The following is a 26,903-nucleotide window of genomic DNA, read 5'->3' on the forward strand; positions in this document are numbered from 1 at the left end:
CCCTGTCCGGGGCCAGCGAGTATCCGATCTGGATTTTCCGGGGATCCCGGTATCGTTCGGGTATTGAGACCTGTTTTTGATATCCAGATTGGGCGACCCATGATCAGACCCTTTTCAACTATCGGCGCAGCCGTGTCTTGCGCCACTTTGCTGGCCACCGGGCCGAAGCGCACAACAGCAAGCTTGATTTGACCGGCGTTTCGATTGCCCCGATGAAAACCGCCAACCTGTGTTCCAAGATCGGCGGCAAGGGCGTGCAACCCGAACTGGTGCTGAAACACAGCGTGGTGGCCGGGACCAAGATCAAGGTCCGGATGTATGACGTCCACGGCAAGCGGGATGTCACAGAGCATAACACGGTACGGGTGAAATCCTCGGGCTCGGGTCAGACGGTTGTCAACTCGGGCTTCCGGCCACCCTGCAACACGACGGGCGGGCGCAAGAATTCGAGCTACCGCTTCGACGTCTCGGTGGGCGACAAGACGACCACCGTCATCTGGGGCAATTACGATTCCGGCAAGAAAAAGATCGTTCCGTGATCTGACGGCGCGATCTAGGCACCGGCGGGAAACCGCCGCGGCGGCGACCCGGGTCGGCGCCCGATTGCGATTGTGCCCGAACCAAGGGCAACTTGTCACATAAAGGTAGCGGTTGGCGGGTCCTTCGACTATGTGAACGGGCGGGTGCAAAAGGGCCGGACGGTCCCGACCCATCCGACAAGATCCCGGTTTCCGGCGTCTTAACTCCTTTGCGCGGATCCGCCCGCCACGAAGAAGCCCATGCGTGTTGCGACCCTGGTTGTTGTTCTGGTTTCGATTGTCTCGGGCTGTACCGATCGGTCTTATACCCCGGTGACACCGGACGCCTTGCAGGTTGGCACGGCGGCAACCGTGTTTGCGGCCACAACCCGGGTACAAGAGGCGGACGGGTCATTTGGCCCGGATCGGGCAGACCGGCTGAGCCTGTTGGAACTGACCGTGTCGATCCCGCCTGACCGCCGCCCGGGGCGTCTGGATTTCGGATATGGCAGCGCCAACCCCGAAAAGCAGTTCATCCTGGCGGGGCAGAAAGTGTTCGACCAGCCAGAGCAGTTCGGCGCGCGATTGCGCGAGGAACTGGTGGGGCGGCCCCGGGGCGATCGCGAACTGACGCTGTTCATCCATGGGTTCAACTCGACTCAGACCGAAACCGCTTACCGGGCTGCGCAACTGGCCCATGACATCGAAATGCCGGGCGTGCTGATGGTGTATTCCTGGCCCAGCAAGGGGCACGCGCTGGCCTATGCCTATGACGGCGACAGCGTGGTTTTTGCGCGGGACGGGCTGGAAGAGGTGCTGTTGCGGCTTGGCGCGTCGGATCTGGACCGGTTGAACGTCGTGGCGCATTCGATGGGGTCGTTTCTGTTTATGGAGGCGCTGCGCCAGATCGACTTGCAGAAACCGGGATGGGCGGCGCGCAATCTGGATGGCGTTGTACTGATCTCGCCCGATCTGGATCTGGACGTGTTCCGCAGCCAGTTGAGTCGGTTGACCGAGGTGCCGCAGCCCTTTGTGGTGATGGCGTCGGAAAAGGACAACGTGCTGAACCTGTCGCGCAGGCTGCGCGGCAAGCAGAGCGGCGAGCGGTTGGGGCAAATCAGTTCTGCGGCGCTGATCGCCGATTTGCCGGTGACAGTGATCGACACCAGCAAGTTTTCGGACGAGGCGGAATCGGGCCATTTCGTTGCCGCGACCTCACCCACCTTGCTGGCGATGATCGCCGATGCCCGTAACATGACAAACCTGTTCGAAGCCGGTGGTCTGCCGTTGGAACGCGCGTTTCCGGGTATCGTAACCTATGCCGAAGAGTATCTGGGCGTCGATCTATCCGGTGGTTCGCGCTGAGGGTTCGTCAGGACCGCAGCACCACACGATACGCCATCGACAGAGCCTCGACCGCCGCATGCGCGCGTTCGTCGCGGGTGCGCGAATGCAGTACGATAGGCAGGCTCGGCAGATCCGGCAAACCCAGGCGCGGGCCGATATCGACACTGCCCAAAGGCACCATGCGCGGCGCCAGCGCGGCAACCCCCAACCCCGCCATGACCGCTGCGGAAACAGCGGCAACACCGCCGCCGGAAAACACCTCGGTCCAGGGAATCCCGGCCTCGTCCAACAACTTGCCAGCCAGGACCCGAACGCCGCAGGGCTCGGGCATGGTGGCCACGGGCAAGGGTGTGCCCGCGCGCGGCTGCCAGGCATGTGATGCGATCCAGCAAAACCGCTCGTCCGCCAGGACGGTCCCGTCGTCGCGCCCGTCATGCCGCCGGACGATCACGGTATCCAGCTCGCGCCGGTCGAACCGTTGCAACAGGTCGCCCGACGATCCGATTCGTATCTCGATCAACAGATGCGGGTCCTGCGCATTCATCCGTGCGATCAGCGATGGCAGTTCCGGGCCCGCGACATGGTCGCTGATGCCGATGGTCAATCGGCCGCGTGCCTCGGACAGCGAGGACAGGGCCTGATCATGGGTATCAAGCAGCGCACGCGCATGGGGGATGAACGCGGCGCCCTGTGGGGACAGCCCGACATAACGCGGCGTGCGCTCGACCAGTCGGGCGCCCAGACGCTCCTCCAGCCGTTTGAGTTTCAGGCTGACGGTCGACTGGCTGGTCCGGGTGGCTTCGGCGACACGGGTAAAGCTGCCCAACTCTGCAATCATTACAAAGTTCCGGACGGCATCGAGGTCAAGCGGCAGCTGAATCATTGACTATCTCAATATCTGATATCGTAATTTATTGAGTATTGTAATCGAAAGTCGGCGTCTACAGTGATCTGGACCCAATCAGAGGAAACCACAGATGCCCTATGTTCAGATTTCGATGCGCGCCGGTACGTCGGACCGGTACAAACAGGCCATATTCGACAGCATCTATCGCGCGATGACCGAAAACTTCGATGTTCCCGAAGACGATCAGTTCATGACCATCACCGAGCACGAGGCGGCGACATTTCGCTATGGTGCGCGCTATCTAGGCATCGCGCGAACCGATGCGCTGGTGTTCATCCGCATCACCGCGAACAACACGCGCTCGCTCGCTCAGAAACAGGCGTTGTTTGCGCAGATCGCCGCGCTGCTGGCGGACGATCCGGGCCTGCGGCCCGAGGACGTGTTCATCAGTCTTGTCGAGGTTGGCAAGGAGAACTGGTCGCTTGGCAATGGTATCGCCCAATACACTTAGCCGCGCCTTGCGCTAACCGCGCATGCGCCGCAAGTAGACGTAATAGGCACCCTCGCCGCCATGGCTGATATGGGCTGGCGTGATCTGAAGCACCGCCTGCGCCAGTGGCGGCAGGGACAGCCATTGCGGCACCTGATGGCGCAATACGCCTCGCGGGGTGGGGATGGGGCCTGGCTCGTCGCGATATTTGCCCTTGCCGGTGACCACCAGAACCAGCCGCTTGCCCTGGGCCTGGGCGCTCAGGATGAAACGGGTCAGAGCGGGATGGGCGGTATCCACGCGCATCCCGTGCAGATCCAATTTGCCCTCGGGCTTCAGCTTGCCCCGCCGCATCCGCGTATAGGCCTTTGGGTCCATCTGCACCGGGGCGCGCGACAGCCGGTCGGTGACCGAGGGGGACAGCGCATGACGCGCCGGATTGGCGCGCGCCGCCTGCCCAAGTTCGAACGGTTCCAGGGACATCGGCAAGGGTTTGGTTGGCTTTGGTTTTGGCAGCGTCTGGGGGTGTACCCCATCCAAACGCTCGGGGTGCAGCCTGTCCGCTTGCCGGACCACCTTGCGCCAGAGGTCCACCTCGTCCCTTGTCAGTTTTCGCCGCGTCATCAGAGCCCGTCCGGCAACAGGGCATAGGCGCGCTGGATCGGCAGCAGTACCACCATGCGGCCTGGATCGCGCAGGGTGCCGGCCGCCTGACCGGCGGCATCGCCGGTGCCAAAGAAGATGTCGGCCCGTTGTGCCCCCTTGATCGCCGAACCGGTATCCTGCGCCACCATCAGGCGGCGCATCTTGCCCTGGCCGTTCTTTTCGATCCAGACCGGCGCGCCCAGCGGCGTATGCGCGGGATCGACCGCGATCGACCGCAACGCCGTGACGGAACGGTTCATCGCGCCAAGCGGCCCCTGATCGGCGGGCACGTGGCGCAATTCGCGGAAGAAGACATAAGACGGATTGTGGAACAGCAATTCCTGGCCCGCTTCGGGATTGCGGCGCACCCAGTTCTTGATCACTTCGGCGCTGACCTGATGCGCAGAATAGACGCCGCGCCGCACAAGCTCTACCCCGACCGAGCGGTAGGGATGACCGTTGGCGCCGCCGTAGCCCACACGCAGGGTCTGGCCGTCGGGCAGGCGGATCCGCCCCGACCCCTGGATCTGGAGAAAGAACAGCTCAACCGGATCATCGACCCAGGCGATTTCCAGACCGCGATTGTCCATCACGCCCGAGGTCAGGATCTGGCGCCGGTCGAGCCAGGGGTTCGCCTCGCGCGCCTCGGGCGGCATCCTGTAGAGCGGGTAGCGAAACCGCGCCGTGGGAAACCGCGATCCGGTCAGTTCGGGTTCGAAATAGCCGGTGAACAGGCAGTCCTGGCCGTCTTCGATCAGCACGGGGCGAAAGAATAGCTCGAAGAAGGCGCGGGCGGTCTCCGGAGTTTGTTCCCGCGCCATGGCGCAAAGCGCCCGCCAGTCGGGATCGTTGAACGTGTCGCAGGTGTTGGTAAAAACCGACAGGGCCGCGGCATGATCGTCCGCGGCCCATCCATCGAGCGTATCGAAGGTGAGAATCGTATGCATCGTCTCAGCCGCTCCGGTCTGGGCGGTCAGGATGGCTCCTGCCAGAACTGCCGACCGGAGCGCGCCAATCATGCGTCCGTTGCAACAAGCAACCAGTTGGGGTCGTCGTTGCCCATGACGCGGGCAAAGGTCCAGACATCCTTTTGACGTTTGACTGCGGTCGGGCTGCCTTCGACGATATCGCCGCCGCGATCGCGCACGACCGAAGTCAGTTCACCCATGAAGCGCATGGTGATCTCGGCACGGTTGCTGTCCTTGTCGAAGTGGACATTCTGGATCGCGGTTTCGCGGACGCCGACAAATTCGGCCTCGATGCTGAGACCCTGATCCTCGCGGGCGGCGACCACGTTGACGAAGGTTTCGAACACATCCTCGGCCAGGAAGGGTTCGATTTCCTTCAGGTTGCCGCGTTCGAAGCCCATCACGATCATCTCGTAAGCGCCCCGGGCGCCCTGAACAAAATCGGTGACCGAGAACGAGGGTTCGACCCGCTTCATGGCGGCCAGCTCCTGGGCTTGCGGGCTGTCTTCGGGCACGTGATCGGTGATGTCGCGATCGGGTCCACCCTCGATCACCTCGAAATCTCGGCGGGCGCGGGTTTCGGGCTGCTGTGGCACGGGTGGCTTTTCAAAACCCTCGCGGGTGCCCAGCACACTTTTCAGGCGCAGGATCAGGAATATCGCGATGCCGGCCAGCACAAGCAGCTGGATCAGGGGTGAGTTCATTGTGTCCTCGTCTCAGGCAAGAAACTTTGTAAGTTTCGCTTCCGGTCACTATGTAGGGAACCGATCCGGTCAAGTCCACAGCCGAGGATAAGCGAAAGGGCAAAGCACATGTACTTGTTTCTGGCATTTCTGCTGGTTCCCATCATCGAAATTGCCCTGTTCATTCAGGTTGGCGGCCTGATCGGGCTGTGGCCGACGCTGGGTATAGTGGTGCTGACCGCTGTTCTGGGCACATGGCTGGTGCGGACACAAGGTCGCATGGCGATGGGCCAGTTGCAGCGGGCTTTCTCGGATCTCGACGATCCGACCGAACCGCTGGCGCATGGGGCGATGATCCTGTTTTCCGGCGCGCTGCTTCTGACGCCCGGCTTTTTCACCGATGCGCTGGGGTTTGCTCTGCTGATTCCGGCGGTACGGGTAGCGGTGTTCCGTTACGTTCGGTCGCGGGTGACCGTGACCCAGTTCCGGATGGGGACGAGAGCGGGCTTTGACAGTCCGCGCGGTACTTATGGTGGCGGCGGTGACGTCATCGATGGCGAATGGGAAGAGGTCCAGCAACCGCGCAGGCGGGACAGCGGCCCATCCGGCTGGGTCGAAGGGCCCGACCGCCATTGAGGTGATCTGACCAAGCTGTTAAGCATGGGCAAATTTGATCATTCCGGAGGAATTTCATGGCCGAAAACGAAGCCCAGGGTGACGCGGCAGCCGCATCGCAGCAACCGCCCCAGATCCAGATGCGGGTTCTGACTCAGTTCATCCGCGACATGTCTTTCGAAAATGTCATGGCGCAGCGTGGTGCAACGGGCGAGGTTCAACCTGACGTCAGTGTCCAGGTTTCGCTGGATGCCAAGAAGCGCGCCGCTGACAATCAGTTCGAAGTGTCGATCAAGCTGAACATCAATTCCAAGGCCAAAGGCATGGACGATGTGCTGTTCGTGCTGGAGCTGGATTACTGCGGCATCTTCCACGTCGAGGGCGTGCCGAACGAGCAGCTGCATCCGTTCCTGCTGATCGAATGCCCGCGCATGCTGTTCCCGTTCCTGCGCCGGATCGTCAGCGACGTGACCCGCGACGGCGGTTACCCGCCGCTGAACCTGGACAACATCGACTTTATGGCGCTGTACCGCAGCGAGCTGGCACGCCAGCAAGCCGCCGCGCAGGCGCAAAAAGATCAGAAGGCCGACGCCTGATCCTGTTTACGCGCCTGGCCCGGGGTCAGGCGCGTTTCCACACCGCCTTGTCGCCGAGTTTGTCGACAAACGCCTCGTGCGCCGCCCGCTCATCCTCGGTGAGGCGGGACGGCAAAGGGGCGGGACGCGGATAGGCGCGCCAGGTCTCGGTCGGACCGGCGCCAGTGTTGGCCACGGCAGACAGGCCGAAATCCGGCTGCTTTCCTCCGATCAGTTCCAGATAGACTTCGGCCAGAATCTCTGAGTCGAGAAGCGCGCCGTGCAGCACCCGGTTCGAGTTGTCGATGCCAAAGCGGCGGCAGAGCGCATCCAGCGTCGCGGGTGAGCCCGGAAACTTGCGCCGCGCCATGGCCAGCGTGTCGATGGCGCGGTCAAAGGGGATCTCTGGAAGCCCCATCCAGCGCAGTTCGGCATTGAGGAACTTCATGTCGAACGCGGCGTTGTGGATCACCAGTTTTGCATCACCGATGAAGTCGCGGAACGCCTGGCCGACGCGGGCAAAGACGGGTTTGTCCTTGAGCGTCACCTGTCCGGGCTGCGGCTGTTGCGGCGGCTCAAGAATATCGGGGCCGATACCGTGCACGCCAAAGGCCTCGGCCGGCATCATACGTTCGGGATTGATGTATTGGTGATAGGTTTCGCCGGTGGCAACGTGATTCCACAGCTCGACCGCGCCAATCTCGACAATCCGATCGCCTGTTTCCGGATCGAAACCGGTTGTTTCCGTATCGAGAACAATCTCACGCATCGATTTGCCTTGCCCGTATCTGCCTGACCACATCCTGCACCTGTGCGCGGGCATGGTCCAGTGTGTCGGTCACGATGACGAAATCGGAACGGGCGCATTTTTCGTCATTGGGCATCTGCTTGGCGCGGATCTGCTCGAACTGGGCCTCGGTCATGGTGCCGCGCGCCATCACGCGGGCCTTTTGCTCGTCAGGCGGGATCGAGACGCAGGCGACGGCATCCATCGCCGCATCGCCGCCGGTTTCGAACAACAGAGGAATGTCGAAGACGAGGATGTCGGCGGTTGCGGTTTCGCGAAATCGCGCGCGATCCTGCGCCACCAGGGGATGAACGATGGATTCGATCCGTTTCAGCGCCGATGGGTCGGCGGCGATGAGCGCCTTGAGCGCATCACGGCTGACCGCGTCATTCAAAATGGCATCGGGGAAGGCGGCGCGCATCGGTTCGACCGCCGCGCCGCCGGGTGAATAGAGCCGGTGAACGGCGGCATCCGCATCCCAAAGCGCGCATCCCTCTTCGACAAACAGGCGCGCCGTGGTCGACTTGCCCATGCCGATGGAGCCGGTCAGGCCAAGTACAAATGTCATCTGAGGGCGGCCGCCCGGGTTGCCGCGTCGACCACGGGGCGTTCGCCAAACCAGCGTTCGAACCCGGGCACCGCCTGGTGCAGCAACATGCCAAGCCCGTCCACGGTGGTGCATCCCATCTCTTCGGCAGTCGCCAACAGGCGGGTCTTGAGCGGGGTATAGACCAGATCGGTCACCACCGCATCGGGGCGCAACCCATCCAGCGGAACCCGCAACTCGGGTTTGCCAATCATGCCAAGCGAGGTGGTGTTGACCACCAGGCGCGCGTCTTCGACGACGTTTCCGGCCTGCACCCAATCGGTGACGGTAACGCGCTGGCCAAAATCGTCGCGCAGCTTTTCGGCGCGGGGCCGGGTGCGGTTTGTGACGATGATTTCGGGCACGCCAGCCTCGGCCAGGGCGGTGATGACCGCACGGGCCGCGCCGCCAGCACCGAACACCACGGCCGGGCCGGATTTCGGATCCCAATCCGGGGCACCGCTGCGCAGGTTTTCCATGAATCCGTAGCCGTCGGTATTATCGCCCAGAATACGTCCATCCTCGCGAAAGGTGAGCGTGTTCACCGCACCGATCAGGGTGGCTCGGTCGGTAATCTGATCGACCGCGGACATCACCGCCTCTTTATGTGGAATGGTGACGTTGACGCCGACAAACCCGGCCTTGGGCAGGGTGCGGATTACCTGCACCAGATCCTGCGGTGCGACATCCATCGGGATGTAATGCCCGTTGATCCCGTAGGTCTTGAGCCAATGGCCATGCAGGCGGGGCGATTTCGAATGCGCGATCGGGTGCCCGATCACCCCGGCCAGTGGAATTCGGCTGTCCGTCATGTTTCTATCACCCCGCGCATCGCCAGAAAGTTGAGTAGTTCCAACATGGGCATACCCAAAACGTTAAAATAGTCCCCGTCAATGGTGGTGAAAAGCCGAACGCCTTCTTCCTCGAGCTTATAGGCGCCGACCGCGTGGCGGATGCTCTCCCAGTTGCGGTTAACGTATCCCGACAGATAGGCGTCGGACATCTCGCGCATCCTGAGCCGCACCTGGCCCACATGGCGCCAGATCGGCTGGCCATCCTGATAGATGACCGCCGCCGACAGCAGCATGTGGCGCTGGCCGCGCATCTCTTTGAGCTGTGCCAGCGCGGTATCTGGACTGTCGGGTTTCGACAGCATCCTGCCCTGAAAGTCGAGCACCTGATCGCAGCCGATCACCATGGCACCGGGGTTTTTGTCGCTGACCTTGCGCGCCTTGAGCTCGGCCAGGGCGTCGGCGATGTCGCGCGGCGGTGCGCCCTCGGCCAGAAGCGCGGATTTTACGGTTTCTTCATCAACTCGCGGCACGATCCTGGTAAATGGAATGGCCGCGTTTTCGAGCAGCCTGGCCCGGATTTCGGAACCGGATGCAAGGATCAAGGGGACGGTCATGTGGAAAACCCCGTGGGCAAGGCGTTGATTTGGCTTGCAAGGGTTTTCATTCTTTTCGGCTTGACACGCAACCCCGGGGAAAAGGCGTGTTTCCCGGGGGAGTCGCCCGGGTTCCGTCCTTTTGGGGTAAGGATAACCCGTGCCGGCGGGAGAAACCGGGTTTTCCCGGTAAAGACCTCGCCTGCCCTTGGATTGTCCACTCAGGTGATCAAGGTTTAACCTGTTGTTTAATAACACTATATTACAAGATTTCCACATCCGTGGATCAATCTGACCCGAGTTGTTCAGGCTGGGGAAAAACCCGGGATGACAAAATAATCCACGGGGTTCGTCATGCCTACAAAACCTACATCCTTTCTTCTCTTCTATATTTATGATTAGACCCGACCCGGCGTATCGGAGCGAGACAAGATGGAAGACCTGCTGTTCGTGATCTATCCTTGGGTCAAGTCCCTGCACATCATGGCGGTGATCAGCTGGATGGCCGGATTGTTCTATCTGCCCAGGCTCTTTGTCTATCATGTCGAAAAGGCAGAGAAGGTGCAGGATGCACCGGCGATTTTTCAGGAAATGGAAGAAAAGCTGATCCGGGTGATCATGCGCCCGGCAATGGTGGTATCCTGGGTGTGTGGCCTCTTGATGGTGATGACACCAGGGATCGTCGACTGGGCCGAGATCTGGCCCTGGGCCAAAGGTGCGTCGGTGATCGGCATGACCTGGTTCCATCATTGGCTGGCCATGCGCCGCAAGGATTTCCTGGAAGGCCGCAATCGTCTGACGGGCCGTCAGTACCGGATGATGAACGAGGTTCCGACGCTGCTGATGGTGGTGATCGTGCTGGCGGTGATCCTAAAGTTCTGATCCCCCTTTGACTCTGCCCGCCAGCGGGCTTATCTAGGCCACAAGCGCCCGTCCGGGCAGCCGTGCAATTCCCGATGCCAATTCCGTTTGAGCCGCTCTTGCAGCGGCAGAGGACCGTATACGATGACGATCGAATCCCTGAATCTTGCCGACCTCAAAGCCAAGAGCCCCAAGGACCTGCTGGCCATGGCAGAGGAGCTGGAGATCGAAAACGCCTCAACTATGCGCAAGGGCGAGATGATGTTCCAGATCCTGCGCGAACGCGCCGACGAGGGCTGGACCATCGGCGGTGACGGCGTGCTGGAAGTGTTGCAGGACGGGTTCGGGTTTCTGCGCTCGCCCGAGGCGAACTATCTGCCGGGCCCGGATGACATCTATGTCTCGCCCGACATGATCCGCCAGTATTCGCTGCGCACGGGTGACACGGTCGAGGGAGAGATCAAGGCGCCAGACGACAACGAGCGCTATTTCGCCCTGACCAACGTCACCAAGATCAACTTTGAAGATCCTGAAAAGGCGCGGCACAAGATCGCCTTTGATAACCTGACGCCGCTTTATCCCGATGAACGGCTGAAGATGGAGATCGAGGATCCGACCATCAAGGACCGGTCGGCCCGGGTGATCGACCTGGTTGCGCCGATCGGCAAGGGCCAGCGTTCGTTGATCGTGGCGCCGCCGCGGACGGGTAAGACGGTGATCTTGCAGAACATCGCCCACTCGATCGAGAAGAACCACCCCGAGTGCTATCTGATCGTTCTGCTGATCGACGAACGTCCCGAGGAAGTCACCGACATGCAGCGTTCGGTCAAGGGCGAGGTGGTGTCCTCGACCTTTGACGAACCGGCCGCACGTCACGTGGCGGTGTCGGAAATGGTGATCGAAAAGGCCAAGCGTCTGGTCGAGCATAAACGAGATGTTGTTATCCTACTCGACTCGATCACAAGACTTGGTAGGGCCTTCAACACCGTGGTGCCGTCCTCGGGCAAGGTACTGACCGGTGGTGTGGATGCAAACGCGCTGCAACGGCCCAAGCGGTTCTTTGGTGCGGCGCGGAACATCGAAGAGGGCGGTTCGCTGACCATCATTGCCACCGCGCTGATCGATACCGGCAGCCGGATGGATGAAGTGATCTTTGAAGAATTCAAAGGTACCGGTAACTCGGAACTGGTTCTGGACCGCAAGATTGCCGACAAGCGCGTGTTCCCGGCTATCGACATCCTCAAGTCCGGTACCCGGAAAGAAGATCTGCTGGTCGAGAAGAGCGATCTGCAAAAGACCTTTGTTTTGCGCCGTATCCTGAACCCGATGGGCACCACCGACGCCATCGAGTTCCTGCTGTCGAAGCTGAAACAGACCAAGACCAACGGCGAATTCTTCGATTCAATGAACACCTGATCCGGGTCGGTCCGGGGCAAGGGGCTTGGGATGGACACGATTTTCGCCTTGGCTACGGCACAGGGAAAGGCTGGCGTGGCGGTTATCCGCCTGTCCGGGCCAAACGCGTATGCGGCCGCCGAAAGACTGACAGGATCACCAGTGCCAGCGCGCGGTATGCTGGTGCGGACGCTGTACGGTGGCGATGGTGCGCGGCTGGACGATGGTGTTGTCCTGAGTTTCTCGGGTCCAGCTAGTTTCACCGGCGAAGACGTTGTCGAGTTTCAGATCCATGGCAGCCTTGCCACGACCGAGGCGATATTGCGCCGACTTGCGGAACTGGACGGTTTGCGCCTGGCGGAACCCGGAGAGTTCACCCGGCGTGCGCTGGAAAACGGCAAACTCGATTTGGCCCAGGTCGAAGGTCTGGCCGATCTTATCGACGCGGAGACCGAAGCACAACGCAAGCAGGCGCAGGCGGTTCTGGCCGGGGCCTTGGGGCAGGTGGCCGAAGAGTGGCGGCGCAAGCTGATCCGGGCGGCCGCCTTGCTGGAGGCAGTCATCGACTTTGCCGATGAAGAGGTGCCGACAAATGTGACGCCCGAGGTGCAAGGATTGCTGGGTGAGGTGCGTGCGCAACTGGAACACCAGATCTCTGGGTTTCGCATCGCCGAACGGATCCGAACCGGATTCGAGGTCGCCATTGTCGGGCCGCCGAACGCCGGAAAATCCACGCTGTTGAACATGCTCGCCGGGCGAGAGGCGGCCTTGACCTCGGAGATTGCCGGGACGACCCGGGACGTTATCGAAGTTCGGATGGATCTGGGCGGGTTGCCGGTTACACTGCTTGATACGGCCGGTTTGCGCGATACTGGCGATGTGGTCGAGGGAATGGGGATTGCCCTGGCGCGGCGCCGGGCGGAAAGCGCGGACCTGCGGGTGTTCCTGACCGATGATCTGGCGGCCACCGGGATTCCCATGCGCCATGACGATATCCACGTTCTGCCGAAGGCTGATCAACGGGATACGGTTGATGGCGCTGTATCCGGGGTAACGGGGCAGGGCGTCGATGTATTGGTGGATCGGATCGGGCAAGTTTTGAAAACACGCTCGGCAAGTGCGGGAATCGCCACCCGGGAACGCCACCGCCAGGCCATGCTGAAAGCCGATGACGCATTGACCCACGCCGAAGGTATTTTGGAGTCCGGCCCGGAAATGTACGATATAGCAGCCGAAGAACTGCGCACGGCGATCCGGGCCCTTGAATCCCTGGTTGGGCGGATCGATGTTGAAAACCTGTTGGATGAGATCTTTGCGTCCTTCTGTCTGGGAAAGTGAGGAGTGTTTCACGTGAAACATTCGGAGTTTGATGTCATTGTAATTGGTGCCGGTCATGCCGGTGCCGAGGCCGCTCATGCGGCTGCCCGGATGGGTGTCCGCACGGCCCTTGTCACCCTATCAGAGCGGGACATCGGCGTGATGTCCTGTAACCCTGCCATCGGCGGGCTGGGCAAAGGCCATCTGGTCCGCGAGATCGACGCGATGGACGGCGTCATGGGCCGCGTTGCCGACAAAGCCGGTATCCAGTTTCGCTTGCTGAATCGTCGCAAGGGACCGGCGGTGCAAGGGCCACGGGCGCAGGCAGATCGGGCGTTGTATCGCACGGCAATGCTTTCGGAAACGCGAGGCCGTCAGGGGCTGACCGTTGTCGAGGGAGAGGTTGTCGATTTCTTGATGCAAGGAAACGTGGTTTCCGGGGTCGTCTTGAAGGATGGCTCGGAACTACGATCTCAGGCGGTCATCCTGACTTCGGGCACTTTCCTGCGCGGCGTCATTCATATCGGTGACGTTTCCCATCCGGGTGGTCGAATGGGCGATCGTCCTTCGGTGAAGCTTGCTGAACGTCTGGATGGTTTTGGCTTGCCGATGGGGCGCCTGAAAACCGGTACTCCACCACGCCTGGATGGTCGAACGATCAACTGGGATGTGCTGGAGCGGCAGGACGGCGATGAAGATCCGGTTCTGTTTTCCTTCCTGTCCAAGTCGGTTTACGCGCGGCAGATCTCCTGCGGGATCACACACACAAACTTGCGAACGCATGAGATTATCGAGAAGAACCTGAGCCGGTCCGCCATGTATGGCGGCCACATCGATGGGGTCGGCCCGCGATATTGCCCCTCGATCGAGGACAAGGTTGTTCGCTTCTCTGATAAAGACTCGCACCAGGTGTTCCTGGAACCCGAGGGGTTGGAGGATCACACGGTCTATCCAAACGGGATTTCCACGTCGCTGCCGGTGGATGTTCAAGAAGCCTATGTGCGTTCGATACATGGGTTGGAGGAAGTTCAAATCCTTCAACCTGGCTATGCCATTGAATACGATTACGTCGATCCGCGTGCCTTGACATCGCAATTGGCGCTGCCCGAGGCGCCGGGTCTGTATCTTGCCGGGCAGATCAACGGCACAACGGGGTACGAGGAAGCTGCGGCGCAAGGGTTGGTTGCGGGGCTGAATGCGGCATGCCGTGTTCTGGATCGCGAACCGGTTAAATTCAGCCGCGGCAACAGTTACATCGGGGTGATGATCGATGATCTCACCACCCGAGGCGTAACTGAACCCTATCGGATGTTCACTTCCCGTGCCGAGTTCCGGCTTTCACTGCGGGCGGATAACGCCGATCAGCGACTGACGCCCATGGGAATCGAATTTGGGTGTGTTGACGCAGAAAGGGCAGGGTCCTTTCTTGAAAAGGCGGATAAGCTGACTGCGGCTAAGTCGGTCTTGGAGGGATCGAGCTTTACCCCAAAAGAGATCCTCGCGGCAGGGATCGCGATAAACCAGGATGGAGCCCGTCGTTCCGGGCTTCAAGTCCTGGCATTTCCGAATGCCTCGTTTGAAAACGTCGTTCAGCTGATCCCTGAACTACAGGAAACGGACGACGAAATTCGGCAACAAGTCGAACGGGATGCTTTGTACGCGAACTACATCGTGCGACAGGAGCGCGACGTTGAGGCAATGAAGCGGGATGAGTCCTTTGTGATCCCGTTCGACTTCGATTTTCACGCACTGGATGGGCTTTCGAACGAGTTGAAACTAAAGCTGAGCAAGGCACGCCCTGAGAATGTTGGTCAGGCCTCGCGTGTGGATGGGGTAACGCCTGCGGCGCTAGCCCTGATCCTTGCGCGGTTGCGGCGTGAGGCAAAGGCGCGATCTGCATGAGTGGCGAGGTAGATCGGCAGAGATTTGATGTTTCACGTGAAACATTTGATCGGCTGGCGCATTACGTGGAACTGGTCCGCAAGTGGAACCCAAAGATCAATTTGGTGTCCCGACGAAGCCTAGCGGAAATTTGGGACAGGCACATCGCCGATTCCATTCAGGTTTTTGATCTCGTGGAAACGGTAGATAAATGGGTGGACCTGGGCAGCGGCGGCGGCTTTCCCGGAATGGTTTGCGCAATCCTGGGGCGCGAAAAGATGCCATCGACCCATTTTGTCTGCATTGAAAGCGATCAGAGAAAGGCCGCGTTCCTGAGAACCGTGGCCCGAGAATGCGATACGCACTGTCAGGTCATCGCGCAGCGGATCGAACAGGTGGCACCGCAAGAGGCCGATATCCTCTCAGCGCGGGCGCTGACGGATCTGTCCGGGCTGCTGGGCTTTGCTGAAAGACATTTGAAAACAGGCGGAACCGCGCTGTTTCCCAAGGGGGAAGCCTGGAAAAAAGAGGTGGAGGACGCGCGGAAGCAATGGAAATTCGACCTCGTTCCCGCTACTAGTTTGACTGAGCCTCAAGCCGTTGTTTTGAAAGTCAAAGGAATCGCGCGTGTCTGATCTTTCCCGTCCAACCGGCCCCCGGATCATCGCGGTTGCCAATCAAAAAGGCGGAGTTGGAAAAACAACGACAGCCATAAACCTGGCAGCGGCACTGGCCGAAACCGGCTTGCGTGTGCTTGTTGTGGATCTGGACCCGCAGGGCAATGCCTCGACCGGTCTGGGAATCGAAGATCGGGATGTCACCACATATGAACTGTTGGTCGATGATGCGCCTTTGAATGCTGTCATCCAGGAAACAAGCATTCCCGGTTTGTCCATCGTGCCGGCAACGGTCGATCTTAGCTCTGCAGATATTGAGCTGATGGCAAATGAAAAGCGCAGTTTCCTGTTGCACGATGCGTTGCGGCAGACCGCGATGGATTCGTTTGCCTGGGACTACATCCTGATCGATTGCCCGCCGTCGCTGAACCTGTTGACGGTCAACGCAATGGTCGCGGCGCATTCCGTTCTGGTGCCGTTGCAGAGCGAGTTCTTTGCTCTGGAAGGGTTGTCGCAGCTGATGCTGACCATTCGAGAGGTGCGCCAGGCGGCAAATCCGGATCTGCGGATCGAAGGTGTTGTGTTGACCATGTATGATAAACGCAACAACCTGTCACAGCAGGTTGAAAAGGATGCCCGCGACAATCTGGGCGAGCTGGTGTTTGAAACCCGGATTCCGCGAAATGTGCGGGTCAGCGAAGCGCCGTCCTTTGCCTTGCCGGTGCTGAGTTACGATCCCAATTCGCTAGGTGCGATCGCCTACCGGGATTTGGCGGCCGAGTTGCTGAAGAAACATAACAAGATCGCCGCCTGAGCGGCAGAGAGGAGCGACGCATGGTTTCGAACAAACCTCGGGGGTTGGGACGTGGTTTGTCGGCCCTGATGGCCGATGTGACACAGTCGACGGAAACGCAAGCCGCCGATGCGGCGCGACGTCCCGACCGGACGGTGCCGATCGAGAAACTGCGCGCGAACCCCAACCAGCCGCGTCGGACCTTTACCCAGGATGCGCTGAACGAGCTGTCCGCTTCTATCAAGGAGAAGGGCATCCTTCAGCCGCTGATCGTTCGACCGGCGGACGGTGGTATGTATGAGATTGTCGCGGGTGAGCGACGCTGGCGGGCGGCGCAGCTGGCCCAGCTGCATGATGTACCGGTTCTGGTGCGGGAACTGGACGATACCGAAGTTCTGGAAATCGCGATTATCGAGAATATCCAGCGCGCCGATCTGAACGCCGTGGAAGAGGCGGCGGGATATCGGCAGTTGATGGACAAGTTCGGTCATACACAAGAAAAACTGGCCGAGGCGTTGGGGAAGAGCCGGAGCCATATCGCGAACCTGTTGCGTTTGCTGTCCTTGCCGGATGATGTTCAGCAGATGGTGGTCGAAGGGAAATTGTCGGCGGGACATGCCCGGGCCCTGATTACCAGCGAGAATCCGTCGGAATTGGCCAAGATCGTGGTACGCGATGGGTTGTCGGTACGGGCGACCGAAGCGCTGGTCAAGAAGCAGGGTGAGGGGGATAAGCCGGTGGCGACGGCACGTCCGAAATCCACCGGAGCGGACAAGGATGCCGATACCCGTGCATTGGAAAAGGACCTGTCGGCGATTCTGGCGATGAAGGTTACGATCAATCACAAGCCGGGCACCGAGTCCGGCCAGGTGATCCTGATGTACGAAAACCTTGATCAGCTGGACGATCTTTGCGCTAAACTCAGCCGTTAGGGCGGGTCCAGATAAAAATCAGCACTCCACCTAGAACCACGGCCTGTATGGCCAGGACGTGGGAGGGAGCCGATAATAGAATCGACAGACCGAAGACGGCGGCAATCGACAGGGTTGCCGCCTTTTTTGCACCCGGACGGATGGCGCCGGATTGCTGCCAGTCCACGATCATCGGCCCAAACAGGCGGTGGGTCAGCAGCCAAGTGTGCAAGCGTTCGGACGAGCGGGCAAAGAAAAACGCGGCCAGCAGAAGGAAGGGGACCGTGGGAAGGAGCGGCAGGACAACGCCAATCAGGGCGAGGGCAACACAGACCAGTCCAAGAGCTGCCCAGATAAACTGCATCCTCTACTCCGACATCAGGTCCAGAATGACCGCGTTCAGAACTGCGCGCCCCTGGGCTGTTGCCTTTAGCCGCGGCCCATTGATGTCGATCATGCCCAGTTCGGTCAGATGGGCAAGGCGGTTCCGGTTCAGGGGTTGCGGCGAAAGCGCCTCGTACCGGGTGATATCTAGCCCTTCGGATATACGAAGACCCATCATCAGGTATTCATCTGCTTGATCTTGTAGAGATAGTGTTACGCGGCTCAACTCACCGGAGCCTTTTGCGACGGATGATAGCCAAGCGCCGGGGTTCAGCGGGCTTTCGGTGGCAAACCGCTGACCATCTATGGTGATGCGGCCATGCGCGCCGGGACCGATGCCGACATAGTCGCCATAACGCCAATAAATCAGGTTGTGGCGGGACTCGGCGCCGGGGCGGGCGTGGTTCGAGACCTCGTAGGCGGGCAGCCCATGGGCGGCGCAGACCTCTTGCGTGATCAGGTACATGTCGGCGGCGTCGTCATCGGCGGGCAGGCCGCGCAGCTTGCCGCGCGCATAGCGGTCGCCAAAGGCGGTGCCGTCCTCGATCGTTAGCTGGTAGAGCGAGAGGTGATCGACGGCCATGGCCAGCGCTTCGTTCAATTCGGAACACCAGGCGTCGGGCGTCTGATCCTGCCGGGCATAGATCAGATCGAAACTGACCCGGTCAAAACAGCGGCGCGCGATGTCAAAAGCGGCGCGCGCCTCGGCGACGCTGTGAATGCGGCCCAGGCGGTGCAGGTCCTGGTCGTTCAGCGCCTGCACCCCCATCGAGATCCGGTTGACCCCGCCATCTCGATAAGCCGCAAAGCGACCGGCCTCGACCGAGCCGGGATTGGCCTCGAGCGTGATTTCCATGTCGTTGGCGCAGGGCCAGAGTCGGCGTGCGGTTTCGATCACCGCCGCAACAGTTTCCGGCATCATCAGGGATGGGGTGCCGCCGCCGAAAAAGATGGTGTTCAGTACCCGGCCCGGCAGTTCGGCGGCAGAGCGTTCAAGTTCGGCAATATAGGCTCTAACCCAGGATTTCTGGCCTATTTCACGGGCAACATGGCTGTTGAAGTCGCAATAGGGGCACTTGGCCTGGCAAAAGGGCCAATGCACGTAGAGGCCAAAGCCTCCATGCTGCCAGTCATCCGCCAAAACAGCCCTTTACAAATTTCTCGACCGCGCGGGCGCGGTGGCTGATCTTGTTCTTTTCCCAGCGGTCCATCTCGGCAAAGGTCACATCATAGCCCTCGGGTACGAACATCGGGTCATAGCCGAACCCGGCCGCGCCACGAGTGGGCCAGACCAGGTGACCGGGGGCTACACCCTCGAACACCTCGTCATGGCCTTCGGGCCAGGCCAGCACCAGCGTGCAGCGGAATTGTGCGAGGCGGGGGTGCGGGGCGCCCTTGGCCTCCAGCGCGTCGTGGGCGCGGGTCATCGCCATCATGAAATCACGCCCATTGCCGGTTTCGGCCCAGTCCGCGGTGTATACCCCCGGCGCGCCATCCAGCGCGTCGATGGTGATGCCGCTGTCATCGGACAGGGCGGGCAGGCCGGTGGCCCGGGCGGCGGCATGCGCCTTGATCCGGGCATTGCCGACAAAGGTGTCTTCGGTCTCTTTCGGTTCGGGCAGGTTCATTTCGGCGGCGCCGACGACCTTGACCCCAAAGGGCTGGAGGAGATGTGCCATCTCTTCCAGCTTGCCCTTGTTGTGGGTTGCGATCAGCAGCGTGTCGCCTGTGAACCTGCGGGTCATGCGGTGGCGGCCTTTTGCGCGGCGACCAGTTCACCCACGCCCTTTTCGGCCAGGCCCAGCAGCTGATCCAGCTGCGCGCGGTTGAAGACCGAGCCTTCGGCGCTCATCTGTACCTCGATCAGCTTGCCGGACCCGGTCATGATGAAATTGCCGTCGACGCCTGCTTCGCTGTCCTCGGGGTAATCGAGGTCCAGCACCGGCTGACCGGCATAGATGCCACAGGAGACAGCGGCGACGGGATCGACCAGCGGGTCGGAAATGACATCGCCCGCCTTCATCAGCTTGTTCACTGCCAGGCGCAGCGCGACCCAGCCACCGGTGATCGAGGCGCAGCGGGTGCCGCCATCGGCCTGGATCACGTCACAGTCGACGGTGATCTGACGCTCGCCCAGGGCCACCCGGTCAACGCCTGCACGCAGGGCGCGACCGATCAGGCGCTGTATCTCAACGGTGCGGCCGCCTTGCTTGCCGCTGGCGGCCTCGCGCCGCATGCGGGTGTTGGTGGCGCGCGGCAGCATGCCGTATTCGGCGGTGACCCAGCCCAGGCCAGAGCCCTTGATAAAGGGGGGCACGCGATCCTCGATAGTGGCGGTGCACAGCACATGCGTGTCGCCCATCTTGATCAGGCACGAGCCTTCGGCATGTTTTGTGAAACCGGTTTCGATTGAAACCGGGCGCATTTCGCTTAGATCTCGTCCAGAGGGTCGCATGGGTCATCCTTTGTCTGTTGCGCAGGGGATACCGCCCGCAGGGGCGGCGATGCAAGCCCGATTGACCTTTTCCGGACAGCGGATTTAATGACCTGACAGTCAGGGAAGACAGATGAGTGACGCACGCAAAATCCTGGACGATCTGAACGATCGCTCGCGCGAGGTGTTTCGTCTGATCGTCGAAAGCTATCTCGACAGTGGCGAACCGGTCGGCAGCCGGACCTTGACCCGCACGTTGAGCGAAAAGGTCAGCGCGGCCACGGTGCGCAACGTGATGCAGGACCTCGAATATCTGGGCCTGCTGGACAGCCCCCATGTCAGCGCCGGGCGGATTCCGACGCAGATGGGATTGCGGATGTTCGTCGACGGGTTGTTGGAGATCGGCGATCTGGACATGGGCGACAGGCAAAAGCTGGATGCCACCATGGGCGGTAACACCGGCGATGTCGGCGGCGCGCTGGACAAGATTGGTGCGGCTCTGAGCCGGGTCAGCCAGGGCGCCTCGCTGGTGCTGACGCCCAAGCACGAGACCGAGATCAAGCATATCGAGTTCGTATCGCTGGGTCATGACCGGGCGCTGGTGGTGCTCGTCTTTGCCGATGGGCATGTGGAAAACCGTCTGTTCATCCCGCCGCCGGGGCAGACTCCCAGTTCCATGCGTGAGGCGGCCAATTTCTTAAACGCGCTGATCGAGGGCAAGACGCTGAGCGATGTCCGCCGGATGATGCAGACCGAGATCCGCGCCCGCCAGCAGGAGGTCGACGGGCTGGCACGCGAAATGGTGGAAAGCGGCCTTGCCGTGTGGGAGGGGCAGGGGGCCGATACAGCGCGGCTGATCGTCCGGGGCCGGGCGAATCTGTTGGGCGGTGCTGGTCAGGAAGAGGAGCTGGAGCGTATCCGGACGCTGTTTGATGACCTGGAACGCAAGCGGGACATCGCCGAATTCCTGGAATTGACCGAACAGGGCGAGGGTGTGCGCATTTTTATCGGGTCCGAGAACAAACTTTTCTCACTTTCGGGTTCCTCTTTGGTGGTGTCTCCTTATATGAACGCTGACCGAAAGATCATCGGAGCGGTCGGGGTCATCGGACCCACCCGCCTGAACTATGGACGGATCGTGCCGATTGTGGATTACACGGCACAACTGGTCGGGCGGCTGATTTCCGACCGGAGCTAGAGGTAGAAGAATGGCAGAGTCGAAGAACGAAGAGTTTCTGGACGATATCGCAACCGCCGAAGCCGAGGAATATGCTGAGGACATGGCGGAGATCACCGGCGAGGCCGCCGAGGTCGATGCGCTGCTGGCCGAGCGGGACGAATACAAGGACAAGTTCATGCGGGCGCTGGCGGATGCCGAAAACGTCCGCAAGCGCGGTGAGCGCGCGCGGCGCGAGGCCGAGCAATACGGCGGCTCGAAACTGGCGCGCGACATGCTGCCGGTTTACGACAACATGAAACGCGCGCTGGAGGCGATGACCGATGAACAGCGGGCGGTTTCGGGCGCGCTGATCGAGGGGATCGAACTGACGATGCGGGCGCTGCTTGATGTGTTCGGCAAGCATGGTATCCAGGTCCTGTCGCCGCAGGTGGGCGACCGGTTCGATCCGCAGATGCACGAGGCGATGTTCGAGGCACCGGTGCCGGGTACCCGGGCGGGTGATATCATCCAGGTATCGGCCGAAGGCTTCATGCTGCACGACCGTCTGTTGCGCCCGGCGCAGGTTGGCGTATCGTCGATGCCTGCCGGCTGATTTTGGCTTCGCCAAGCCTCCGGCGGGAGTATTTTCAGCGAGATGAAGAGGCGGTCAGGATCTGGCCGCCTCTTTCAGTTTATAGAGTACTTCCAGCGCCTGGCGGGGCGTCAGCTCGTCGGGGTGGATGTCTTTGAGCATCGCGTCGGCGGGTGAGGTCTTTGGCGCGGGCGGCGGCGGTGGCGGCGCGGCGGAGAACAGCGGCAGATCGTCGATCAGCGCCTTTTGCTTGCCGCCTTCGCGTTCGGATTTCTCCAGCTGGTCCAGCACCACCCGGGCGCGGGCCACGACCGAGGGCGGCAGACCCGCCAGCTGTGCCACCTGCACGCCATAAGAGCGGTCGGCGGCGCCTTGGCGCACCTCGTGCAGGAAAATCACTTCTCCCTCCCACTCCTTGACCGCGACGGTCAGGTTTTCGACGCCGTCGAGGGTCGCGGCGAGCGCGGTCAATTCGTGGTAATGGGTAGCGAACAGAGCGCGGCAGCGGTTGGTCGCGTGCAGATGTTCCAGCGTGGCCCAGGCGATGGAAAGCCCGTCATAGGTGGCGGTGCCGCGGCCGATTTCGTCCAGGATGACCAGTGCGTGGTCGTCGGCCTGGTTCAGGATGGCGGCGGTTTCCACCATCTCGACCATGAAGGTCGAGCGGCCGCGTGCCAGATCGTCCGAAGCGCCGACGCGGCTGAAAAGCTGGCTGACCACCCCGATATGGGCGCTGTCGGCAGGCACGTAGCTGCCCATCTGGGCAAGCAGGGCGATCAGCGCGTTCTGCCGCAGATAGGTTGATTTACCGGCCATGTTGGGGCCGGTCAGCAGGCGGATTGCGGCGCCCTTGTCGGCGCTGAGGTTGCAGTCATTGGCCACGAACGGCTCGCCGCCCTGTCGGCGCAGGGCGTGTTCCACCACCGGGTGGCGGCCGCCCTCGATGGCAAAGGCGCGTGAGGCGTCGACGCTGGGTCGGCACCAGTTCTCGGCCCGTGCCAGATCGGCCAGCGCGGTCGCAAGATCAAGTTCGGCCAGGCCGCGCGCTGCGAGGTTGAGGCGGGCGGCGGCCTCTAGTATTGCGCCGGAAAGGCTGGAATAGAGCCGCTTTTCGATCTCGAGCGCGTGATTGCCAGCGTTCAGGATGCGGGTTTCCAACTCGCTCAACTCGACCGTGGTAAAGCGCACCTGATTGGCAGTGGTCTGTCGGTGGATATAGGTCTCGCTCAGCGGCGGGTTCAGCATCTTGGCCGCGTGCGTGGCGGTGGTTTCGATGAAATAGCCCAGCACGTTGTTGTGCTTGATCTTCAGCGAGGCGATGCCGGTATGTTCGGCATATTTCTGCTGCATCCCGGCGATGACGCCACGGCCCTTGTCGCGAAGCTCGCGCGCCTCGTCCAGTTCGCTGTCATAACCCGGCGCGATGAAGCCGCCATCGCGGGCCAGAAGCGGCGGCTCCGCTACCAGCGCGGTGTCGAGCAGGCCAAGCAGGTCGTCGAACCCGTTCAGATCGGCACAGGCATTGGCAATCAGCCCCGGCAGATCAAGCCCGTCGCAGAGGGCGGCAATCGCCTCGGCCTGGCCCAGCCCGTTGCGGATCGCGGCAAGGTCGCGCGGGCCGCCCCGGTCCAGCGCCAGGCGCGACAGGGCACGGTCCAGGTCGGGCGTCTTGCGCAGGGCGGCGCGCAGGTCGGCGGCCAGGGTGGTGTGGTCGATACAGAAGTCGAGCGCCGAGAGCCGTGCGTGGATGACGTCCAGATTGCGGGACGGGCTGGCGATGCGCTGTTCCAGCAAGCGGGCGCCACCGGGGGTGACCGTGCGGTCGATCACCGACAAGAGCGAGCCGCCGCGTTCGCCGGACAAGGAGCGGGTCAGTTCCAGATTGCGCCTTGTGGCGGCGTCGATCTGCATCACCCGGTCCTCGGCCTCTTGCACCGGAGGTTGCAGCAGCGGCAGTTTGCCTTTCTGGGTGAGGTCCAGATAGTCAATCAGCGCACCCATGGCCGACAATTCGGCGCGAGCGAAGGTCCCAAACCCCTCCAGCGAGCCGACCTTGTAAAGTTCGCACAGGCGCTTTTCGGCGGCCATGCTGTCGAAACTGGCCTTGCCCATCGGGGTCAGCGGAATGCGGTAATCATCGGCCAGCGGGCGCAGTTGCTGGAACACCGGTTCATCGACCACCAGCAGCTCAGAGGGGGCCAGCCGCGCAAGTTCCGGGCTGAGCCGGGGGCGGGTCACCGGCATCACGTGGAAATCGCCGGTCGAGATATCGGCCCAGGCCAGCGCCGCGCCACTGCGCACCTCGGCATATGCGACCAGGAAGTTGTGACGGCGCGCCTCCAGCAAGGCATCCTCGGTCAAGGTGCCGGGGGTCACCAGCCGCACCACATCGCGCCGGACCACGGATTTCGATCCGCGCTTCTTGGCCTCGGCCGGGCTTTCCATCTGTTCACAGACGGCGACGCGGAACCCTTTGCGGATCAGGGTCAGCAGATAGCCCTCGGCGGCGTGGACAGGCACGCCGCACATCGGGATATCCTCGCCCTCGTGCTTGCCGCGCTTGGTCAGCGCGATATCCAGCGCCTCGGCTGCGGCAATCGCGTCGTCAAAGAACATCTCGTAGAAATCGCCCATCCGGTAGAACAGCAAGGCGTCGGCATGGGCCTCTTTGATTTCCAGGTATTGGGCCATCATGGGTGTGACGGTTGTCAAGGCATTGTTCTCCGGCGGCTGGTGCGCGCGACCTTACAAATCCGGCCCCTGCGGCGAAAGGCGAAAACGCATTGTCGTTGAGGCGCGCGATTGCCTGCGCTATGACGCTGAAAGCCCGCATAGCAGAGAAACGACCCATCCCATGCCCAAAGCGAAGATCACAAACGAAGAGGCGCTGGCCTTTCACCTCGAACCGACCCCCGGCAAGTGGGAGGTGCAGGCCACCGTCCCCATGACCACGCAGCGCGATCTGTCGCTGGCCTATTCCCCCGGCGTGGCGGTCCCCTGCGAGGCGATCGCGGCCGATCCCGGGCTGGCATATGACTATACCAACAAGGGCAACCTGGTTGCGGTGATCTCGAACGGGACGGCGGTTCTGGGCCTGGGCAACCTGGGCGCGCTGGGCGGCAAGCCGGTGATGGAGGGCAAGGCGGTGTTGTTCAAGCGCTTTGCCGACGTGAACTCGATCGACATCGAACTGGATACCGAGGATCCGGATGAGTTCTGCCGCGCGGTGCGGCTGATGGGGCCGACATTCGGCGGCATCAACCTCGAAGACATCAAGGCGCCCGAATGTTTCATCATCGAGCAGCGCCTGAAGGAAGAGATGGACATTCCCGTCTTTCACGACGACCAGCACGGCACGGCGGTGATCTGCGCGGCGGGGCTGATCAACGCGCTACACATCTCGGGCAAGAAGATCGAAGATGTGAAGATCGTGCTGAACGGCGCCGGGGCGGCGGGCATCGCCTGTATCGAACTCTTGAAAACCATGGGTGCGCGGCACGAGAACTGCATCGTCTGCGACACCAAGGGCGTGATCTATCAGGGCCGTACCGAGGGCATGAACCAGTGGAAATCGGCCCATGCCATCAAGACCGAGCTGCGCAGCCTCGAAGAGGCGATGAAGGGGGCCGACGTGTTCCTGGGTGTCAGCGTCAAGGGCGCGGTGACGCAAGAGATGGTGCAGAGCATGGCCGACAACCCGGTCATCTTTGCCATGGCCAACCCTGACCCCGAAATCACGCCCGAGGAGGCGCACGAGGTGCGCCGCGACGCCATCGTCGCCACCGGGCGCAGCGACTATCCCAACCAGGTCAACAACGTGTTGGGCTTTCCCTATCTCTTCCGCGGCGCGCTGGATATTCATGCCCGCGCGATCAATGACGAGATGAAGATCGCCTGCGCTCATGCGCTGGCGGCGCTGGCGCGCGAGGATGTGCCGGACGAGGTTGCAATGGCCTATGGCAAGAGCCTGACGTTTGGCCGCGACTACATCATCCCGACCCCGTTCGACCCGCGCCTGATCCACCGCATTCCGCCCGCCGTGGCGCGTGCGGGTATGGATACCGGCGCGGCGCGGCGGCCGATCATCGACATGGATGCCTATGAGCTGGGCCTGAAATCGCGGATGGATCCGACCGCCAGCATCCTGCGCGGCATCAACGCCCGTGCCCGCAAGGCGCAAAGCCGGATGATCTTTGCCGAGGGCGACGACCCCCGCGTGCTGCGCGCGGCGGTGATGTATCAGCGCTCGGGCTATGGCAAGGCGCTGGTGGTGGGCCGTCATGACGACGTGAAGACCAAGCTTGAAGCTGCGGGCCTGGAGGATGCGGTGCGCGAGTTGGAGGTGGTGAACGCCGCCAACACCACGCATCTGGAGGCCTATAAGGAGTTCCTGTACTCGCGCCTGCAACGCAAGGGGTTCGATCAGAAGGATGTGCATCGCCTCGCCGCGCGCGACCGGCACGTGTTCTCGGCCCTGATGCTGGCACATGGGCATGGCGACGGGCTGGTGACCGGGGCGACCCGCAAGTCGGCGCATGTGCTGCACCAGATCAGCCATGTGTTTGACGCCGACGCCGCGCATGGGGCGGCGGGGATCACCGCATTGTTGCACAAGGGCAAGATTGTGCTGATCGGCGATACGCTGGTTCATGAATGGCCAAATGAATACGATCTGGCCACCATCGCCGAACGCGCCGCTGACGTGGCCCGCCATATGGGGCTGGAGCCGCGCGTGGCCTTTGTCAGTTTCTCGACCTTTGGGTATCCGATCTCGGAGCGGACCGAGAAGCTCACGAAAGCGCCCAAGGTGCTGGAAGAGCGCGGCGTGAATTTCGAGTTCGAAGGCGAAATGACCGTCGATGTGGCGCTGAACCCGCGCTCGAAAGAGGCCTATCCCTTCTCGCGTCTCACTGGCCCCGCGAATATCCTGATCGTGCCGGCGCGGCACTCAGCCTCGATTTCGACCAAGCTGATGCAGGAGATGGCAGGCGCCACGGTGATTGGCCCGATCCTGACCGGTGTCGACAAGCCGATCCAGATCTGTTCGACCGTCTCCACCGCCAATGACATTCTGAACATGGCGGTGCTGGCCTCGGCCGAGATCGGCTAGG

28 protein-coding genes are annotated in these 26,903 nt (G+C 61.6%); 15 read left to right on the forward strand and 13 right to left on the reverse strand.

Annotation, left to right across the window (positions count from 1 at the left end):
* Positions 1 to 137 precede the first annotated feature (137 nt).
* Both OEZ49_RS05445 and OEZ49_RS05450 read left to right on the forward strand, forming a co-directional pair.
* Positions 138 to 539, forward strand: a complete 402-nt coding sequence (locus tag OEZ49_RS05445; RefSeq protein WP_263387370.1) for a hypothetical protein — start codon at positions 138 to 140, stop codon at positions 537 to 539.
* Positions 540 to 779: 240 nt separating this feature from the next.
* Positions 780 to 1,883, forward strand: a complete 1,104-nt coding sequence (locus OEZ49_RS05450) for an alpha/beta hydrolase (protein WP_263387371.1) — start codon at positions 780 to 782, stop codon at positions 1,881 to 1,883.
* Positions 1,884 to 1,890: 7 nt separating this feature from the next.
* Here the strand turns inward: OEZ49_RS05450 and OEZ49_RS05455 are convergent, their stop codons facing one another.
* Positions 1,891 to 2,748: a LysR family transcriptional regulator gene (locus OEZ49_RS05455; RefSeq protein ID WP_263387372.1), complete on the reverse strand. Its 858-nt coding sequence runs from the start codon at positions 2,746 to 2,748 to the stop codon at positions 1,891 to 1,893.
* 94 nt (positions 2,749 to 2,842) lie between these two features.
* Between OEZ49_RS05455 and OEZ49_RS05460 the strand changes: the two genes are divergently transcribed.
* A complete protein-coding gene (locus OEZ49_RS05460) occupies positions 2,843 to 3,223 on the forward strand; it encodes a tautomerase family protein (protein WP_263387373.1) in 381 nt (126 codons plus the stop codon).
* 12 nt (positions 3,224 to 3,235) lie between these two features.
* Here OEZ49_RS05460 and OEZ49_RS05465 read toward each other — a convergent pair whose 3' ends face one another.
* The 3 genes from OEZ49_RS05465 to OEZ49_RS05475 are packed head-to-tail and all read right to left on the reverse strand — an operon-like array spanning position 3,236 to position 5,519.
* The gene (locus tag OEZ49_RS05465) at positions 3,236 to 3,826 is read right to left on the reverse strand and encodes a Smr/MutS family protein (RefSeq protein WP_263387374.1); all 591 of its coding nucleotides are present in this window, start codon (positions 3,824 to 3,826) and stop codon (positions 3,236 to 3,238) included.
* Positions 3,826 to 4,866 (reverse strand): murein transglycosylase A, encoded by a 1,041-nt coding sequence (mltA, locus tag OEZ49_RS05470; protein ID WP_263387375.1) that lies wholly within the window; start codon positions 4,864 to 4,866, stop codon positions 3,826 to 3,828. Before mltA ends, OEZ49_RS05465 begins: the two co-directional genes overlap by 1 nt.
* Entirely contained in the window at positions 4,863 to 5,519 is a 657-nt protein-coding gene (locus OEZ49_RS05475; RefSeq protein ID WP_164131439.1) for a Tim44/TimA family putative adaptor protein, read from the reverse strand. The genes mltA and OEZ49_RS05475 overlap by 4 nt, the downstream gene beginning before the upstream one ends.
* A 108-nt stretch (positions 5,520 to 5,627) precedes the next feature.
* Between OEZ49_RS05475 and OEZ49_RS05480 the strand changes: the two genes are divergently transcribed.
* Together OEZ49_RS05480 and secB are read left to right on the forward strand one after the other, a co-directional pair.
* On the forward strand, positions 5,628 to 6,134 hold the full coding sequence (locus tag OEZ49_RS05480) for an FxsA family protein (protein ID WP_263387376.1): 507 nt from the start codon (positions 5,628 to 5,630) through the stop codon (positions 6,132 to 6,134).
* Between the two features lie 56 nt (positions 6,135 to 6,190).
* The gene (gene secB / locus OEZ49_RS05485; RefSeq protein WP_263387377.1) at positions 6,191 to 6,709 is read left to right on the forward strand and encodes a protein-export chaperone SecB; all 519 of its coding nucleotides are present in this window, start codon (positions 6,191 to 6,193) and stop codon (positions 6,707 to 6,709) included.
* Positions 6,710 to 6,734: 25 nt separating this feature from the next.
* On the opposite strand, the gene dnaQ is transcribed toward secB, so the two are convergent.
* Genes dnaQ through OEZ49_RS05505 form a run of 4 tightly spaced genes read right to left on the reverse strand, consistent with a single transcriptional unit; the run spans position 6,735 to position 9,469 of the window.
* Positions 6,735 to 7,457 carry a DNA polymerase III subunit epsilon gene (dnaQ, locus tag OEZ49_RS05490; protein ID WP_263387378.1) on the reverse strand — a complete coding sequence of 241 codons (723 nt, stop codon included), beginning with the start codon at positions 7,455 to 7,457 and terminating at the stop codon, positions 6,735 to 6,737.
* On the reverse strand, positions 7,450 to 8,043 hold the full coding sequence (gene coaE / locus OEZ49_RS05495; RefSeq protein WP_263387379.1) for a dephospho-CoA kinase: 594 nt from the start codon (positions 8,041 to 8,043) through the stop codon (positions 7,450 to 7,452). The genes dnaQ and coaE overlap by 8 nt, the downstream gene beginning before the upstream one ends.
* On the reverse strand, positions 8,040 to 8,873 hold the full coding sequence (locus tag OEZ49_RS05500) for a shikimate dehydrogenase (protein WP_263387380.1): 834 nt from the start codon (positions 8,871 to 8,873) through the stop codon (positions 8,040 to 8,042). Before OEZ49_RS05500 ends, coaE begins: the two co-directional genes overlap by 4 nt.
* Positions 8,870 to 9,469, reverse strand: a complete 600-nt coding sequence (locus OEZ49_RS05505; RefSeq protein ID WP_263387381.1) for a Maf family protein — start codon at positions 9,467 to 9,469, stop codon at positions 8,870 to 8,872. Before OEZ49_RS05505 ends, OEZ49_RS05500 begins: the two co-directional genes overlap by 4 nt.
* A gap of 411 nt (positions 9,470 to 9,880) precedes the next feature.
* Between OEZ49_RS05505 and OEZ49_RS05510 the strand changes: the two genes are divergently transcribed.
* The 7 genes from OEZ49_RS05510 to OEZ49_RS05540 all read left to right on the forward strand — a co-directional run bounded on the left by OEZ49_RS05510 (position 9,881) and on the right by OEZ49_RS05540 (position 17,244).
* On the forward strand, positions 9,881 to 10,330 hold the full coding sequence (locus OEZ49_RS05510; RefSeq protein WP_263387382.1) for a CopD family protein: 450 nt from the start codon (positions 9,881 to 9,883) through the stop codon (positions 10,328 to 10,330).
* A 123-nt stretch (positions 10,331 to 10,453) separates the two neighbouring features.
* Positions 10,454 to 11,725, forward strand: coding sequence for a transcription termination factor Rho (rho, locus tag OEZ49_RS05515; RefSeq protein ID WP_263387383.1), 1,272 nt, complete (start codon positions 10,454 to 10,456; stop codon positions 11,723 to 11,725).
* A gap of 30 nt (positions 11,726 to 11,755) precedes the next feature.
* The gene (gene mnmE, locus OEZ49_RS05520) at positions 11,756 to 13,042 is read left to right on the forward strand and encodes a tRNA uridine-5-carboxymethylaminomethyl(34) synthesis GTPase MnmE (protein ID WP_263387384.1); all 1,287 of its coding nucleotides are present in this window, start codon (positions 11,756 to 11,758) and stop codon (positions 13,040 to 13,042) included.
* Between the two features lie 12 nt (positions 13,043 to 13,054).
* Positions 13,055 to 14,923: a tRNA uridine-5-carboxymethylaminomethyl(34) synthesis enzyme MnmG gene (mnmG, locus tag OEZ49_RS05525; RefSeq protein WP_263387385.1), complete on the forward strand. Its 1,869-nt coding sequence runs from the start codon at positions 13,055 to 13,057 to the stop codon at positions 14,921 to 14,923.
* Entirely contained in the window at positions 14,920 to 15,537 is a 618-nt protein-coding gene (rsmG, locus tag OEZ49_RS05530; RefSeq protein WP_263387386.1) for a 16S rRNA (guanine(527)-N(7))-methyltransferase RsmG, read from the forward strand. The genes mnmG and rsmG overlap by 4 nt, the downstream gene beginning before the upstream one ends.
* Positions 15,530 to 16,333 (forward strand): ParA family protein, encoded by an 804-nt coding sequence (locus OEZ49_RS05535; RefSeq protein WP_164131451.1) that lies wholly within the window; start codon positions 15,530 to 15,532, stop codon positions 16,331 to 16,333. Before rsmG ends, OEZ49_RS05535 begins: the two co-directional genes overlap by 8 nt.
* A gap of 20 nt (positions 16,334 to 16,353) precedes the next feature.
* Complete coding sequence (locus OEZ49_RS05540) at positions 16,354 to 17,244, forward strand: ParB/RepB/Spo0J family partition protein (RefSeq protein ID WP_263387387.1); 891 nt, start codon at positions 16,354 to 16,356, stop codon at positions 17,242 to 17,244.
* Here OEZ49_RS05540 and OEZ49_RS05545 read toward each other — a convergent pair.
* The 4 genes from OEZ49_RS05545 to rph are packed head-to-tail and all read right to left on the reverse strand — an operon-like array spanning position 17,234 to position 20,062.
* Positions 17,234 to 17,587 (reverse strand): YbaN family protein, encoded by a 354-nt coding sequence (locus tag OEZ49_RS05545; RefSeq protein ID WP_164131453.1) that lies wholly within the window; start codon positions 17,585 to 17,587, stop codon positions 17,234 to 17,236. The genes OEZ49_RS05540 and OEZ49_RS05545 overlap by 11 nt on opposite strands.
* Before the next feature lie 3 nt (positions 17,588 to 17,590).
* Entirely contained in the window at positions 17,591 to 18,748 is a 1,158-nt protein-coding gene (hemW, locus tag OEZ49_RS05550) for a radical SAM family heme chaperone HemW (RefSeq protein WP_263387388.1), read from the reverse strand.
* On the reverse strand, positions 18,738 to 19,352 hold the full coding sequence (gene rdgB / locus OEZ49_RS05555) for an RdgB/HAM1 family non-canonical purine NTP pyrophosphatase (protein WP_263387389.1): 615 nt from the start codon (positions 19,350 to 19,352) through the stop codon (positions 18,738 to 18,740). Before rdgB ends, hemW begins: the two co-directional genes overlap by 11 nt.
* Positions 19,349 to 20,062, reverse strand: coding sequence for a ribonuclease PH (rph, locus tag OEZ49_RS05560; protein WP_164131456.1), 714 nt, complete (start codon positions 20,060 to 20,062; stop codon positions 19,349 to 19,351). The genes rdgB and rph overlap by 4 nt, the downstream gene beginning before the upstream one ends.
* A 112-nt stretch (positions 20,063 to 20,174) precedes the next feature.
* On the opposite strand from rph, the gene hrcA reads away from it, so the two are divergent.
* Positions 20,175 to 21,239: a heat-inducible transcriptional repressor HrcA gene (hrcA, locus tag OEZ49_RS05565; RefSeq protein ID WP_263387390.1), complete on the forward strand. Its 1,065-nt coding sequence runs from the start codon at positions 20,175 to 20,177 to the stop codon at positions 21,237 to 21,239.
* A 10-nt stretch (positions 21,240 to 21,249) separates the two neighbouring features.
* Positions 21,250 to 21,813 (forward strand): nucleotide exchange factor GrpE, encoded by a 564-nt coding sequence (locus tag OEZ49_RS05570; RefSeq protein ID WP_263387391.1) that lies wholly within the window; start codon positions 21,250 to 21,252, stop codon positions 21,811 to 21,813.
* A gap of 54 nt (positions 21,814 to 21,867) precedes the next feature.
* Here OEZ49_RS05570 and mutS read toward each other — a convergent pair whose 3' ends face one another.
* A complete protein-coding gene (mutS, locus tag OEZ49_RS05575; RefSeq protein ID WP_263387564.1) occupies positions 21,868 to 24,486 on the reverse strand; it encodes a DNA mismatch repair protein MutS in 2,619 nt (872 codons plus the stop codon).
* Positions 24,487 to 24,646: 160 nt separating this feature from the next.
* Between mutS and OEZ49_RS05580 the strand changes: the two genes are divergently transcribed.
* Positions 24,647 to 26,902, forward strand: coding sequence for an NADP-dependent malic enzyme (locus OEZ49_RS05580; protein WP_263387392.1), 2,256 nt, complete (start codon positions 24,647 to 24,649; stop codon positions 26,900 to 26,902).
* The last annotated feature ends 1 nt before the right edge of the window (position 26,903 follow it).

The organism is Ruegeria marisflavi (assembly GCF_025673445.1).
GTDB classification, from domain to species: Bacteria; Pseudomonadota; Alphaproteobacteria; order Rhodobacterales; family Rhodobacteraceae; genus Ruegeria_B; species Ruegeria_B marisflavi.